The organism is Paenibacillus sabinae T27 (assembly GCF_000612505.1).
Taxonomy (GTDB): domain Bacteria; phylum Bacillota; class Bacilli; order Paenibacillales; family Paenibacillaceae; genus Paenibacillus_AQ; species Paenibacillus_AQ sabinae.
On record NZ_CP004078.1, the window covers coordinates 3,786,029 to 3,801,001 of the forward strand.

At 54.6% G+C, this 14,973-nt stretch carries 15 protein-coding genes; 2 read left to right on the forward strand and 13 right to left on the reverse strand.

Features of this window, described 5'->3' with window-relative positions; translation table 11 throughout:
* Nucleotides 1–152: 152 nt before the first annotated feature.
* Complete coding sequence (locus PSAB_RS17505) at nt 153–1,484, reverse strand: PhoH family protein (protein ID WP_025335887.1); 1,332 nt, start codon at nt 1,482–1,484, stop codon at nt 153–155.
* A gap of 105 nt (nt 1,485–1,589) precedes the next feature.
* On the opposite strand from PSAB_RS17505, the gene PSAB_RS17510 reads away from it, so the two are divergent.
* Nucleotides 1,590–2,141 (forward strand): YhcN/YlaJ family sporulation lipoprotein, encoded by a 552-nt coding sequence (locus tag PSAB_RS17510; protein WP_025335888.1) that lies wholly within the window; start codon nt 1,590–1,592, stop codon nt 2,139–2,141.
* Nucleotides 2,142–2,211: 70 nt separating this feature from the next.
* Here the strand turns inward: PSAB_RS17510 and PSAB_RS17515 are convergent, their stop codons facing one another.
* The 12 genes from PSAB_RS17515 to PSAB_RS17570 form a co-directional block, all read right to left on the reverse strand.
* On the reverse strand, nt 2,212–2,664 hold the full coding sequence (locus PSAB_RS17515) for a pyridoxamine 5'-phosphate oxidase family protein (RefSeq protein WP_025335889.1): 453 nt from the start codon (nt 2,662–2,664) through the stop codon (nt 2,212–2,214).
* Between the two features lie 110 nt (nt 2,665–2,774).
* Complete coding sequence (locus PSAB_RS17520) at nt 2,775–3,857, reverse strand: LCP family protein (RefSeq protein WP_025335890.1); 1,083 nt, start codon at nt 3,855–3,857, stop codon at nt 2,775–2,777.
* A gap of 83 nt (nt 3,858–3,940) precedes the next feature.
* Nucleotides 3,941–4,243, reverse strand: coding sequence for a YlaH-like family protein (locus tag PSAB_RS17525; RefSeq protein WP_025335891.1), 303 nt, complete (start codon nt 4,241–4,243; stop codon nt 3,941–3,943).
* Between the two features lie 201 nt (nt 4,244–4,444).
* On the reverse strand, nt 4,445–6,286 hold the full coding sequence (typA, locus tag PSAB_RS17530) for a translational GTPase TypA (protein WP_025335892.1): 1,842 nt from the start codon (nt 6,284–6,286) through the stop codon (nt 4,445–4,447).
* 187 nt (nt 6,287–6,473) lie between these two features.
* Nucleotides 6,474–6,980, reverse strand: coding sequence for a hypothetical protein (locus tag PSAB_RS17535; RefSeq protein WP_025335893.1), 507 nt, complete (start codon nt 6,978–6,980; stop codon nt 6,474–6,476).
* A gap of 333 nt (nt 6,981–7,313) precedes the next feature.
* On the reverse strand, nt 7,314–7,973 hold the full coding sequence (locus tag PSAB_RS17540; RefSeq protein WP_025335894.1) for a TerC family protein: 660 nt from the start codon (nt 7,971–7,973) through the stop codon (nt 7,314–7,316).
* Between the two features lie 124 nt (nt 7,974–8,097).
* The gene (gene thiI / locus PSAB_RS17545) at nt 8,098–9,378 is read right to left on the reverse strand and encodes a tRNA uracil 4-sulfurtransferase ThiI (protein ID WP_025335895.1); all 1,281 of its coding nucleotides are present in this window, start codon (nt 9,376–9,378) and stop codon (nt 8,098–8,100) included.
* A 1-nt stretch (nt 9,379) separates the two neighbouring features.
* Nucleotides 9,380–10,531 (reverse strand): cysteine desulfurase family protein, encoded by a 1,152-nt coding sequence (locus PSAB_RS17550; protein WP_025335896.1) that lies wholly within the window; start codon nt 10,529–10,531, stop codon nt 9,380–9,382.
* 104 nt (nt 10,532–10,635) lie between these two features.
* The gene (locus PSAB_RS17555; protein ID WP_025335897.1) at nt 10,636–11,343 is read right to left on the reverse strand and encodes a lytic transglycosylase domain-containing protein; all 708 of its coding nucleotides are present in this window, start codon (nt 11,341–11,343) and stop codon (nt 10,636–10,638) included.
* Between the two features lie 246 nt (nt 11,344–11,589).
* Nucleotides 11,590–11,985, reverse strand: a complete 396-nt coding sequence (locus PSAB_RS17560) for a hypothetical protein (protein ID WP_025335898.1) — start codon at nt 11,983–11,985, stop codon at nt 11,590–11,592.
* Between the two features lie 10 nt (nt 11,986–11,995).
* Nucleotides 11,996–12,220 (reverse strand): DUF1540 domain-containing protein, encoded by a 225-nt coding sequence (locus tag PSAB_RS17565; protein WP_025335899.1) that lies wholly within the window; start codon nt 12,218–12,220, stop codon nt 11,996–11,998.
* Between the two features lie 173 nt (nt 12,221–12,393).
* A complete protein-coding gene (locus PSAB_RS17570) occupies nt 12,394–12,888 on the reverse strand; it encodes a YpuI family protein (RefSeq protein WP_025335900.1) in 495 nt (164 codons plus the stop codon).
* A 189-nt stretch (nt 12,889–13,077) separates the two neighbouring features.
* Here PSAB_RS17570 and PSAB_RS17575 point away from each other — a divergent pair, with 189 nt between their 5' ends.
* Nucleotides 13,078–14,967, forward strand: a complete 1,890-nt coding sequence (locus tag PSAB_RS17575) for a S8 family peptidase (RefSeq protein ID WP_025335901.1) — start codon at nt 13,078–13,080, stop codon at nt 14,965–14,967.
* The last annotated feature ends 6 nt before the right edge of the window (nt 14,968–14,973 follow it).

The following is a 14,973-nucleotide window of genomic DNA, read 5'->3' on the forward strand; positions in this document are numbered from 1 at the left end:
CCGTCCTCCCCATTGTACCAGCTTTGCGGAACATTTGTCTGCCCGTTAATGTTAACGCTTTCTTTCTATTGAAAAGGGAGCCTTCTGCGCAGTAAAAAAGGCCGGGAGTTGGTCTCCCGGCCCTTGCCTGTTGCCCTTAGATATAAACGGCCTTACAGTAAATCCGCAGCCAATTGCGCCAGACGGGAACGTTCGCCTTTTTCCAGCGTGATGTGGCCGCTGATACCTTGCTGCTTGAACTTTTCCACGATGTAGCTTAGTCCGTTGCTGGCGGCATCGAGATAAGGATGGTCGATCTGCTCGGGGTCCCCCATCAGGATGACCTTGCTTCCCTCTCCCGCTCTGGAGACGATCGTCTTCACTTCGTGGCGCGAGAGGTTCTGCGCTTCATCAATGATGATGAACTGACCCGGGATGGAACGGCCGCGGATATAGGTCAGCGCTTCGACCTGAATGCTTCCGAGCCCCATCAATATTTTGTCGATGTCGCCGGCTTTCTTCGTGTCAAACAGAAATTCCAGATTATCGTAGATCGGCTGCATCCACGGCCGGAGCTTCTCGTCTTTTTCTCCGGGCAGGTAGCCGATGTCCTTGCCCATCGGAACGACGGGCCGGGCAATCAGCAGCTTCTTGTATTTATGCTCATCCTCCACCTTGAACAGTCCGGCGGCCAGCGCAAGGAGCGTCTTGCCTGTGCCTGCCTTGCCGGTGATGGTGACGAGCGGAATGTCTTCGTTAAGGAGCAGCTCCAGAGCCATCCGCTGCTGTGCATTGCGGGCGCTGATCCCCCATACGGGATCGTTCCCGAGATACAGCGGCTCCAAGCGGCTCGCGTCGCCATTCGCCTTAAGCAGTGCGGATTTGCCGCTTCCAATCTCATCCTTCAGAATGACGAATTCGTGTGGATACAGCGGATAGGACAGCTGCAGCTGCTTCACCGAAAGGCTGCGGTTACTGTAATATTCGTCAATCAGCGCCGGGTGGACGGGCAGCGTCTGGTAACCGGCATACAGTTCATCCAAATCGCCTGTTCGGTCGGACAAATAGTCCTCCGGTGTAATCCCAAGCACATCAGCTTTGATGCGGACCAGAACATCCTTGCTTACGAGTACGACAGGCCGGGGATCGGCCTTTTCATTCTCTTCTTGCAAATAATTTAGCGCCACAGCCAAAATCCGATTGTCAGTGGATACCTCGCCGAACATTTCCTGCACCTTAATAAAGCTGCGGTGATTCAGTTCGACCTTCAATTTGCCCCCATGCTCAAGCTCCACGCCGCTGTGCAGATGCCCCCGCTCGCGAAGTCCGTCAAGCAGGCGGGACACCGTCCGGGCATTGCGTCCGATTTCGTCGGCATTCCGCTTCTTGTTATCGATTTCTTCCAGTACCACGGCGGGAATGATCACTTCATTCTCCTTAAACGAAAAAATCGAATTGGGGTCGTGAAGCAGTACATTGGTATCCAGTACAAAGATCTTTTTCATGTTATCCCCTCCACAGCGCCTGGTTTGTCTTAAAGATACATAACTCTTTTCGCCTCTGGCAAAGATAAAACCAGAACGTATATTGGACGAAAGGAGCATGCATCCATGAGAAAATCAATGTGTCTGTTGCTGGTCCTTACGCTGCTGCTGACAAGCTGCGGTATGGTCAAAAAACAGTCATCACCCTCTCCTCAGGATAAACATTCGGCAATGAATGGCGTAAATAACAGGGAACGCGGGGTAAGGCCGCTGGCTGGCGATGGTACGGCAGCGGACGGAACAGCCGTTGTCACGCTAAGCGATGCCGAGCTGAAAGATCATCTGGAACGGCTGGCCGAAAGAGTTCCCGGCGTAAAAGGAGCGCACTGCGTCGTAATGGGCAGAACCGCCGTTGTCGGCATCGACGTGGACGGATCGCTCAGCCGCTCCAGAGTGGGTACGGTCAAATACTCGGTGGCCGAGGCTTTGCGCAAGGACCCTGCCGGCGTTAATACGCTCGTAACCGCGGACGCCGACGTGTCGGCCCGTCTCGCCGAGCTTAGCCGCCACTTCCGCCAGGGCCGCCCGGTCTCCGGGTTCGCCGCCGAAATGGCCGACATTATCGGGCGGATTATTCCTCAGCTGCCTGAAGACACGACGCCACGAGGCCAGCATTAACCTTAATATCGACAGTTTCATCCGCAAATTGAATGATGACAAGGCCAAAAAAAGCCCAGTGAACTTATCACTAGGCTTTTTGCATTGCGGCAAACACTTGTCCATCAAGCTTCTCCGCCGCACGCTGATCGTAGGTCTTGCCATATCTTGGAGCTGATTCCAGCTGAGCGCCATAAAAGAGCGCATTCCGCACCGCAGAGATCTGCACATCAAAGCAGCACATCTCGAACGGAACCTCGGGAAGCGGATCGATCTTGACCACGGCACGGCCGTTAATGGCATGAACCGTACCTTCCCCGAAGACGGTCAGCGTGACCAGGGGATTCTCTTTCATGTTTCTGACCAGCCGGGAACGGTGGTCGATGGCGAGCCGGAGCGTGGAGGCATTCACCGCGTACACCCACGAAATAGCCGTGGAGGTCGGGCCGCCGCTTTCCGCGTCGACAGTATTAAGCAGTACGAATGTTTCGTTTTGCAGCATCTTCAGCAAAGAATCGGTAAGCTGGGCAACGGATTCGGACATGTTGACAGGCCCCCCTTGTGCGGCATAGTAGAGCTTAGTTAATTATATTATATCATAAGCCCAAACTTGCATTCAATTTGAGAAGGCCGGGCAGCCTTCGGAGCGGCGTTCTAAGGGGCTGCGGAGGCCGCCGGAGCGGCTCCGGACAGCCGGTCTTTCAGACTTCGCTTCGCGGCGTCAAGCTCTTCTTCGTTAATATATACATAAGGGCTGCGCCAGGTGCCGGTTACCGGCCTGAACTCGACATTATTTTTGGACATTTGCCAATACGCCGCGATCATATTCTTGATCTGGTCCTTCTCAAGATCGGTCTGCATATTGTCGTTGATCGCATCCAGCACGCCGCCGATTTTGACGACTCCGCCCAGCGACTGCATCTGATCCATGAGGGAATGCAGCACTTCGCTTTGCCGGCGGTTACGGTCGAAATCATCGGAAGGTTTCGTCTTCGGATCGCAGTTGGATTTGCGGTAACGGACATAGTCAAGCGCGTTGTCGCCGTCCAGCTTGGCGGGACCCTGCTTCAGATTGATGTCGGTGCCGTCCACGCTGTCCGTGTAACACATATCCTCGCTGATATTTACCTTCACGCCGCCAAGTTCGTCGACCGCCTTGCGGAAGGCCTGGAAATTAAGGATTGTCACATAGTCGATTTTTACGTCCAGATACTTGCCCATCATGGTCTTCATTTCATCCTCGGCTGAGATGCCCGACGTATCTTCCTTGCCCTTGAACCTCGTATAGTATTCGTTGATCTTCGTTCTCTTGTAGCCTTCCAGCTCCATATACGTATCGCGGGGAAGTGACACAATTGTTGCTGACTTCGTCTGCGGATTAAGCGTGACCACCATAATGACATCCGTCAGATACGATTTGTGCTCCGGCCGGTAATCCGTTCCTAGCAGCAGCATCGTCAGCGGCTTCACCTTGGCCGAATTCCCGGCCGCCACCGGCTGGTTGACTCCTGTATCCAGCACTCCGCTATCCAGCTTGTAGTATAAATACAGGAAATATCCGATCACGACAAGCGCCGAGATCAGTACCAGGGTTAACATCATTCTTCCCAGCCGGGACATGAAGCCGGGTTTCTTCTTCTTACGAACCGGATTCTTCGGAGCCGGTCCGCCGGGCCTTCCGCTTCCGCCTCTCTGTCCTCTGGACCTTGGAGGCAAGCTTCCGTTTTTTGTACTCATAATTAAATAAAGTCCTTTTCTAAAGTGGGAATAAGTAAAATATCACTTGCTATATCAGACGTGTATTTCTCTGCAAAGTTGCACTAATACCGCCGTTTGGCGGTGTCAGCCGCGGCTTTTCGCTTCTGCCTTGCCTCGGCGAAGTGGCGTACACGAACGAGCAGCATCAGGCCAACTGCGACGAGCAGGCACTGAATAATCGGCAGCTTGTCATGCTGAAAAATGAGCAATATCCCCGAGCCGAAAGCCATCATCACATAAAGCAAAATTTCCTTCGCAAGAGACAGCTTCTGATTGACCCGAAATACCCGGTTATACACAAAGCCAAGCAAAATAAAGATAACGACAAAGGCAATAAAGGGGTGCTCCGCAAACCAGATTTGCATAGGTACAGCCACTCCTTGTCGGGTAATGGATACTGTATCCATTATAACATCGAAAGGCTCGGCGCCGCCTTAAAAAACTGCTGATGCCTTGGAGCCAAATCTTACCGCTTGGGCCTTGATCGCGAAAGGTCCGATAAAGGACAGACAGCCGCCGGAATAAATTCCGGCGGCTGATCCCTTTTAGGGGCTGCTTGCCCTTGATTACATATTGGCCTCAGCCATTTTGCGATGTTTCTCCGCGCGCTCGCGCTCGCTCTTATTCAGAATTTTCTTGCGCAGGCGAACCGATTTCGGCGTAATCTCGCAATATTCGTCATCGTTCAGGTATTCCAGCGCCTGCTCCAGGGAGAAGAGGAGCGGAGTCTTCAGCTTGACAGTCTCGTCCTTCGTTGCGGAACGGACGTTGGTCAATGCTTTTTCCTTACAGATATTCACGACGATATCGTTGTCGCGCGTATGCTCGCCCACGATCATGCCTTCGTATATGTCGGTGCCCGGCTCCAGGAACAGCGTACCGCGGTCTTCCACACCCATCATGCCGTAGAAGGTGGAAGTTCCGGTCTCGGTCGAGACAAGCACGCCCTGGTGGCGTCCGCCAACCTGGCCGCCGATCAGCGGGGCATAGCTGTCGAACGCATGGTTCATAACGCCGTAGCCGCGTGTCAGTGTCAGGAAATGCGTGTTGTAGCCGATCAGACCACGCGCTGGAATCAGGAATTCAAGACGGACCTGGCCGTTGCCGTTGTTGATCATATTGACCATTTCGGCCTTACGGCTGCCCAAGCTTTCCATAACGGAGCCCATGCTGTCTTCCGGCACGTCGATAAGAAGGCGCTCCAGCGGTTCCATCTTGGCGCCGTCGATTTCCTTGACGATAACTTCAGGCTTGGAAACCTGCATTTCATATCCTTCACGGCGCATGTTCTCGATCAGAATGCCGAGATGCAGCTCGCCGCGGCCGGAAACGATAAAGGCGTCCGGACTGTCGGTTTCGTTCACACGCAGGGAAACGTCCGTTTCCAGCTCCTTGAACAGACGCTCGCGCAGTTTGCGGGAGGTTACCCATTTGCCTTCCTTGCCGGCGAACGGAGAATTGTTGACCAGGAAGGTCATCTGCATTGTCGGCTCGTCGATCTTCAGAACAGGCAGCGCTTCAGGGTTCGCAGGATCGGCAATCGTCTCGCCGATGTTGATGTCCTTGATGCCGGCAATCGCCACGATGTCGCCCGCGCCGGCTTCTTCGGTCTCCACCCGCTTCAGGCCTTGGAAACCAAACAGCTTCTCGATGCGCGCCGACTTGTGCTTGCCGTCGCGCTGGATAACCGTTATGGCCTGACCTTGGCGGATAATTCCGCGGTTGACCCGGCCGATGGCGATACGGCCCAAATACTCGTTATAGTCCATCAGGGTAACAAGGAATTGCAGCGGCTCTTCTACGCTTTCCGTCGGAGACGGGATATGCTCGATGATGGTTTCATACAGGGCAAGCATGTTGTCATCCTGCTTCTCCGGATCAAGGCTGGACGTTCCGTTCAGCGCGGATGCGTAGACGACAGGGAATTCAAGCTGATCGTCGCTCGCTTCCAGCTCGATGAACAGGTCCAGCACTTCGTCGATGACTTCGCTCGGACGAGCGGCCGGGCGGTCGATTTTGTTGACGACGACGATCGGGGTCAGATTCTGTTCGAGCGCCTTGCGCAGCACGAATTTCGTCTGCGGCATGCAGCCCTCATAGGCGTCAACGACGAGCAGAACGCCGTCAACCATCTTCATAATCCGTTCAACTTCTCCGCCGAAGTCGGCGTGTCCGGGCGTGTCCACAATGTTGATGAGAAAATCTTTATAGGTAATGGCTGTGTTCTTGGCCAGAATCGTAATGCCGCGTTCCCGTTCCAGATCGTTGGAATCCATGGCGCGCTCCTGTACCGTCTCGTGCTCGCGGAAAATACCCGACTGCTGCAGCAACTGGTCGACGAGCGTCGTTTTGCCATGGTCAACGTGGGCGATGATCGCAATGTTGCGAATTTGTTCTCTTGAATGCATGATTTGTATCCAAATCCTTTCATTTATCAAATAAAATCATTTAAAATTTGCAGCGGGAATCGAAGGTTTCATAAAAGAAGCGCCGGACGCAAAACCCGACGCTTCGACATTATTTCCAATTGTATCGTGAAAGCACTGTGAAAAGCAAGTCTTTTCATGAAAAAACAATTTTCCAGAAGGAAGAAGCTTACCAGCCCCTGTTCCACTTGTTCCTGCCGCCGCTCCGTCCCACGATCAGCCAGATTCCTCCCAGAACGAGAACCGCTCCGAGAACATACATAATGCCCGTACCGAGCAGGCTGAAGAACATTAATACCAAGCTGATTATGCCAAGAATCACAGCCCCGGCAGTGAGTCCGCCGCTACGAGGGGAAACGAACAGCGAATACTCGTACAAACCGACCGCCACGCCAAGCGGCAGCATCGGCCAGAGATAAGCCATCAGCCCCCAGCCCCAAGTGTTGCACAGGCCAAACAGCAGACCGTATACGGTGAGAATACCGGCAGGAACCAGGGCCGCAGGCGTCAAACGCCGGCCAAAGACGAGAGCATGCAAGAACAATCCCGGCAGCAGCAGAAGAAGCGGCCACAACGCCCGTCCCAAAAATCCGAAGACTCCCAGCTTTCCGAGCAAAATAACGAGACCCGCGCATACGATGAACAGACCCAGCTTCATGTCGTTTTTCGAGGACATCCTACCACTCATCCCTTCAGGCAATCGCATCTCTATCCCTCCGCACGGCTTGCCTTCGCGCTTCAGGATTCTTCTTTATTTTATCCGAAAAACGCAAAAAGCGCCATCATGCGGCAATTTTCCACCAGATTAGATCTTTCCATATCAAGAAGAAACGGCTGCACCGTCCTTTCAGGGATGCCACCGTTTCTCGTAGAAGTATAAGTCAAAATGATAAGCATGAGGCTTATACATTTCTTATATTTTTAAAAAAAGACCCCGTTACCGGGGCCTAATTCGAAATACTCAGCTGCCCGATCCGCCGGACCATAAGCTGAAGCACGGCCGGTTATTCTATCCCGCTTTCGGCGTGTGCCGTTTAATCCCCCCGGCCGCAACGACCGCAACGCCCAGGGCGACCGGCAGCAGCGAATGCAAAGTCGGCAGCAGGATGGACAGCACCGCCCCCAGCTTGGCGTCCCGCAGCAGCATCTCTCCGGCGGTGTAGGCGAGAATGTAGGCCCCGATGTAGATGAGCACCGGAAAACGGTGCAGCCAATGGGTGATCACGCTGCTGCCCCATACCACCACCGGAATGCTGAGCGCAATCCCGATGACGATAAGCGCCAGATCGCCTTTCGCCAGACCGGCGATGGCAAGCACATTATCCAGGCTCATAATGAAATCGGCGGCCAAAATCGTTCGGATCGCTTTCCACAGCGTGGAGCCTTCGCCCACGCGGACTTCGTCTTCCTCCTCAAGCAGCAGCTTGAAGGAAATCAACAGCAGCAGAACTCCTCCGCCCGCTTGAATGTAAGGAATTTTAAGCAGCAGCACCGCGGCCAAGGTCAGAATGCAGCGCAATAGGACGGCGCCCGCTGATCCCCACCAAACCGCTTTTTTGCGCTGGCTCTCCGGCAGATTCTTGCTCGCCATCGCGATAACCATCGCATTATCTCCGCTTAGCACAAGATTCACCATTAATATTTCTCCGAGCAGCCATATCGAGTCCATCCCCCATACCTCCCGAACACTCATGTTACTACATGTATGCTCGGAGGCGACAAGCTATGCTTTCCGTCCTGTTATCGCGGATAAACGCAAAGACCCGCCCAAGCATGCTCAGGCAGGTCTTCTTTTAGAACCAGTCTTCCTTGACGGAAGAGATTAAATCGGCTTCATCGGCAGGTCGCTCATTTCCGTGCGGAGTAACCTCCATCGTAACCGCCGCCGCAACCGCCTCGGCAAGCCGCTCCCCGTAACCGGGAAGCAACGACTCGACCTTCTCAATGATCTTCAGATTCGGGTTCGTTGTCGGCGATTTGGGCAAGAACAGCGTGCAGCAGTCCTCATAGGGAAGGATCGACAAATCGTAGGTGCCGATTTGCTGGGCAATCTCCACAATTTCGGATTTGTCCATCATGACGAGCGGCCGCAGCAGCGGCAGATCGGTAGCCCGCCCGATGACGTTCATGCTCGGCAGCGTCTGGCTGGCGACTTGGCCCAGGCTGTCTCCGGTTACAATCGCCAGGGCGCCTTCGCGTTCGGCCAGCTGTGTCGCAATCCTCAGCATGGCCCTTCTCATCAGTGTGACGATCAAATTGTCCTGGCCGATTCCGGCAAATGAGGTCTGTACCTCCGTAAACGGAACCAGGTGCAGCCGGATTCTTCCCGAGTACCGCGAGAGCACCCTCGCCAGATCGATTACTTTTTGCCTCGCTTCCCGGCTCGTGTAAGGGTAGCTGAAGAAATGGACGCACTCCACCTCCAGCCCCCGCCGCATGGAAGACCAGGCCGCCACCGGGCTGTCGATGCCACCCGAAAGAAGCAGCATCGCCTTGCCGTTCGTGCCGAGCGGATAGCCGCCAACCGCGGGAATACTCTCGCAGAAAATATAGGCTTGATGCTCCCGGACCTCCACCCGAAGCTCCAGCATCGGCTTTCTGACGTCGACGGACAGCGCCTGAAACGTCTTGAGCACTGGAGCGGACACTAAATGGTTCATCTCCTGCGAGCCATACGGGAAGTCCTTCCACACCCGCCGGGCGTTCACTTTAAAGGTCGTGCCCGGCTCGGGATCGACCTTCTCGATAAACCGAAGGCTGGCCTCCACGATTTCTTCAAGCTCGGGCTTGACCGCCTTTACCGGGCTGATTGACGAAATGCCGAATACTTTGGCGAGCGCTTCCAGCAGCTCTCCCGCCGGTTCGCCGTTCAATTCGACGTAAATTCTCCCAAATTCCTTAATCAGTCTTGCCTTCGGATAGGGCTTGACCATTCCCTTGACATGCCGCAGCATCGTGTTCTCGAAACGGCTGCGGTTCTTGCCTTTAAGCGTAAATTCGCCAAAACGCAGCAGCAGCATGTCGGCGTATTCTGTGCTTCTTCCCGCCATCTGCGCGGGGTTAGTCGGTTTCATATTACCGCATGCCTCCTTCCGCAATCTTCAAAGCTTTAACCGCGCCAAGCAGCGCCTGTTCCAAAGCGGCAACATCGGCCGGGGTATGCTCATCCCCGAAGCTAATGCGGATGCCGCCGAGCGCCGCGTGCTCATCCCTGCCGATCGCCAGCAGCACCCGGCTTGGCTCCGCCAGCTTCGACGAACAGGCGGACCGGGTGGATACCAGCATGCCCAGCTGCTCCAGCTGGCGCGCCATGACCTCGCCCTTCATGCCCGGATAAGAAAAATGTACAATATGCGGCGCCCCCTCCTCGCTGCTGTTCAGGGAAAATTCCGGGATATTCCGCAAAAATGCCAGCAGGCGGTTCCGAAGCGGCAGGATGCGGGAGACGAATTCGCCGCGCCGCTCGGCAGCCATTCTAACAGCTTTGGCTCCGGCAACGATCGCAGGCAGATTTTCCGTTCCGGCGCGAAGCCCTCCCTCATGGGAGCCGCCGCTCAGCAGCGGAAACAGCTGAGTGCCTTCCTTGACATACAGCAGGCCTACTCCACGGGGCCCGCGTATTTTATGCGGAGACAGGCTGTATAGGTCAGCTCCGAAATCCCGAGGCCCTCCAGGGAGCTTGCCGAAGCCCTGCACCCCATCCACATGAAACAGCGTCCGGGGGTTGACCGCCTTGACGGCACGGCCGATCTCCGCCAGCGGCTGCACCGAGCCGATTTCGTTATTGACATGCATTACACTAACCAGCACCGTATCTCGGCGCACGGCGGCAGCAACCTCCTCCGGCTTTACCACTCCGTCCTCGTCAGGCCGGACGAAGGTGACCTCCCAGCCCATGCTTTGCAGCTGAAGGCAGCTTTCATAAACGGATGGATGCTCCAGTTCCGTCGTTATGATATGACGTCCCCTGTTCGTATACTGCAGGGCGGCGCCTTTGATAGCCAGATTGTTGCTCTCTGTCGCTCCGGAGGTGAACCTGATCTCCCCCGGAATGACGCCAAGAGCCGCGGCGCATACTTCCCGGGCGCGCTCGATCAGAGCCGCCGCCTCGGCTCCGGCCCGGTGCAACGAGGAGGGATTCGCATAATGCAGCCTCATCAGCTGCTCTACCGTCCGGGCGACCTCATCATAAGGCGGCGCCGCTGCGGCATAATCCCAGTAAATCATATATGGCATAACTCCTTTACAGCAAATAAAGTGAAAGGATCAAACAGGGAATCCGGCGTCCGAAAAAAATGGCGCTGGCGGTATATCCCGTTTGACCCTTTCTATTATACCGCGTATTTGGCGCGGGCGCGTTCTATTTTGGCAATATAGGCCTGAGTCTCTTTCGGCAGCTTGTCCAATTGACCGATCAGCTCATCATCCGTGCTTACGCCAAGCTTCATTACCCGGCCCGGACCTGCGTTGTAAGCGGCCAGCGCCATATTTACCTGACCGTTGAACCGCTTCAGCTGATAAGACAGGTAGCGGACGCCTCCGTCAATGCTCTGGGCCGGATCGAACGGATCGGACACGCCCAAGCCTTCGGCGGTGCCGTCCATCAGCTGCATCAGCCCTTTGGCGCCCGCGGAGGAAACGACCTTCGGATTGAATGACGACTCTGTATCAATAACCGCCTTAATCAGATCGACCGGCACTCCGTATTTGGCCGAAGCCGCCTGGATAAGATCGTCATACTCCGTCGGCCCAGCCGCTGCAAACGCAGCGCCATCAACCTCTGTATTCGTCATTTCCCCGGAAATAGCCCCTGACGACAAGGCGCCGACTCGCTGCCACAGCAGACCGTCTCCGTAAGAAGCCCGTGCAGGGCGACTGCCTTCTGACGACGCTTTATCTTCAAGAATCGCCTCGAACCTGAACGATCCAGACTCCACAGCTTTATTCGTTGTTGACGACACTCCCGCATCAGCTGAGCTTCTCAGGTTAATCCACTTCAGTTCGCCAGACCGGCTGGCAACGGCTGGGTTAATCTCCATGCTGCCGCATTCCCTCTTCCCATAATTTCATACTATACCCTGTATATCGGCATTTGGAATAAAATTGTTAAATATACTCAAGATGAAACGCCTGACGCCGTCTTTCAAGACGCAAGTGCGTTTATCGTAGAAATACAAGGTCTGTTATAAGCGTGAAACTTATAAATTCTTGTATTTCCAAAAAAGGCTTCCAGCCCCTTATTTTAAGGTCTGAAAGCCTTTTTTGTCCACCATGTCTTTCCTGACTTACCGCGTGAATGGAATCATAACAAAATAGCTCAGCGTCGCGACAATACCCAGCCCGATTGCCCAGGCGCCTGCCGTCTTGCGGCCATTATTATAGGCATAGTAGCCCAGCACCGCCGCGGACGGACCCAAAATAATCGGCCAAATGAACAGAGAAGCGATTCCTAAGGCAAGTCCTACATAACCGACTGTCTTGTACGCTTCTCCTTCCTTGTCCGCAGGCCTTGCCACCGAACCGGCGGCAGAGTTGGTACGGACCGGAAGCGGACTTACCTCGGCAGCGTATTCTTCCCGATGCTCGGGCGCTTTGCGAGGATAATCGACTCTGCGCGGGCGCAGCGTGATTTTTTTGCGTCTGGAACCTTTGGGTCCCGAACCTTTTTGTCCACTGTCCATGGGGCGCCTCCTAGGAGTTCGGCTTGAAGGTCAGACAGCAGGTTGCCGAAGAATTGTTCGCTACATCCTTGTGATTCGAAAAGGTCATTTCCTCGGCGAACTCTTCCTTCGAGCGGCTGCCAGTGTGCTTGTCGATTTCGATAATGATCGAATCGGCCTTGCAAAGGTTGTTGTCACCCCAATAATGACAGTTGCTCACACTGCAGTTGACTACCGTTTTGGCAGTATTATTCATTAATTATCACCTCGGATTCATTATATCCTTCCGGCCGGGACGCTATACGGCGCAGGAGTTCCCAAATGAGGGCAATCCGGAAGCAGCATAATTTCGAGGAAAGAGCTGCGGATCGAATGAAAAGAATGAAAAAAGCCTCCCGGGCACTTGCGCCCAAGGAGACTTTGCAGAAGCTATACTTGATTTTGCATACGGCGTTCGGTCAAATAATCGTTCTCGTAATAAGTGAGATCATCCCGCAGCTCTTCATACACCTTGGTAATGTCCAGAATGATGTCGCGCGCCGGACGAACCGGTTTTTTGCGGAAGCGAATCGCATCTTGTCCGGTATAGGCGTAACGGCCGTCTTCCGAGTAGCTTTCATTTTTCGGATAAAAGAAGTTGTTCACACCGTAATGATATACGTTATAGAGCGCTTTATGCGCGAAATCCTCATTGAACGTGGCCCGGCGGAGGGCAACTCCCAGCTTCTCGTACGACATCTCGGAGAATACGAGCAAATGGCGGAGATCAGACAGGAATCCTTGGTAAAAATGCGTCACCTCTTCGTCCTGCTCGGACAAGAGCTGGGGCAATGCGTAGTGGTTTAGGAACGCCTCCATTTTCTCGATGGCATATTTTAGCTTTTCTCTCGTCGTTTCGCACAATTTCTGAACATTGGCTGACATGGCGGTAGCTCCCCCTTATTGTCGTTAACATTAATTGGCTTGCAGTTACATAGTTCCTTGTAATTCAATCGTTTTCATGTCTATCCTATCACAAAATAATGAACGGCGGTATCCTTTTGTATGCATGCATAAATCAGGCGGCTGTCTCCCATTCTAACCTTAATACATTGCCTAGGAGGAGCGGAATTTATGTCGCGTAAAAATATTGCCATCGCCGGTCTGCTCACCGCGGTCTGCGCTTCCGTGCTGGCGGTGAGCCTGACCTCGCGTCCCGACAAGGGGACGGACGGGCTGCATCAAGGCACCGAACATCCGGTCAGGGAGCACTCCCTGAAAAAGACCGCCTTGGTACAGGATGTGTACGCCACGGAAAAGCTGAGCCGGGCCGACGCGGGCCGTGATTTGAACGCCATGCTGACGGAAACGGAAGGCAAGCCGGCCCATGATGTTGCATTATATGCGGAGAAGCTGCAGCGCAGCCACGGGCATATAGCCATGCTGATGTGGATTGATTTTTCCTCGGGAACGGTTCGAACGTTCAAATCGGTTCCGCCGGAGGGCACCCCCGAGCAGCATCGGCTGCTTCGTCAGTATCTGAACGCCGCCAAATCGGCCGTGAAAAAGCATCAAGCCTACGAATCGCCTTCATTTACCGTCGGTGAGCGCAAATACTTCATCATGAGCCAGCGGAGCCGGGACGGAAAGCTCGGCGTTCTCGCCCTGATCGACCAGACCCTGCTTAACCGGGTGGCGGAGCATCAGCGCAAAAATCTGCGCCTGATCCCCTACCCCAAAGAAGGCCGTTTCCGGGTCGAATCCGTGCATACCGACACGCTGCAGGACATTACCGTCAAGACGGGACATGACAACGAGAACGCGAGCCATTATTACGAGAATGAAATTGTTGTCCGGTTCAGGGAAGGGCATCCGAAGCCAAGGCAGCTGCAGACAATTTCCTCGGACATTCACTGTGAAGCGCCCCGAAAACTGGGATATGCTTACATTTTCCGCTCGCCGGATATGACTTATTCTCAGCTGAAGACGTATTTTCACTATAAGTGGCGGCCGCTCTATACCGAACCGCACTACTTGTATTTAACCAATGATGTGAACGATGAAAATACGGCTGGGGTGATTACGCCGAACGATCAGCTGTTTTCCGCCTATCAATGGAATCTGCCTGCCATCGAAACAAGCCGGGGATGGAATTTGTCCAAAGGAAGCAACAAAGTCACGGTCGCGGTCGTGGATACCGGCGTTCAGGCCGACCATCCCGATCTGAAGGGGCAGCTTCTTTCCGGTTATAACGCCATTTCCAAAAAAGGAAAACCCGACGATGACGTAGGCCACGGCACACATGTCTGCGGCATTATCGGCGCTTTGGTCAACAATGCCGAGGGAGTTGCGGGCATCAGCTGGTACAACAAAATTTTGCCCGTCAAAGTGCTGGACAGCAGTGGAGCGGGCACCACCTATGCCGTAGCCGAGGGAATCATCTGGGCAGCCGATCACGGAGCCAAGGTCATCAACCTCAGTCTGGGCAATTATGCCGATTCGCAATTTCTGCACGATGCCGTCAAGTATGCCTATGACCGGGATGTCCTGCTCGTGTCCGCCGCCGGCAACGACAACACGGAACGACCGGGCTTTCCGGCCGCCTATCCCGAAGTGCTGGCTGTGGCCGCGACGAACGCTTCGGGGGAAAGAGCGTCTTTTTCCAACTACGGCGATTACATCGATGTTGCCGCGCCGGGCGAAAGCATTGCCAGCACGTATACGGGCAGCCAATATGCGGCTCTGTCCGGGACCTCCATGGCCAGCCCGCATGCCGCCGCCCTCGCCGGTCTGGTACGCTCACTAAACCCGGATCTGACGAACAAGGAGGTCATGGATCTCATGACCAAGAACGCCGTCGATCTCGGCTCTCCGGGCCACGACAAATATTACGGCTGGGGGCAGGTCGACATCTACAAGACGCTGCAGGCGGCGTCCGGCGGCGAGGTGCCGCTTGAGCTTTGGCCGCAGCATGTCCGGGAGAAGATCAAGCTGCTGGAACGGAGACTGGAAACAAGCCCCTAAATGCGC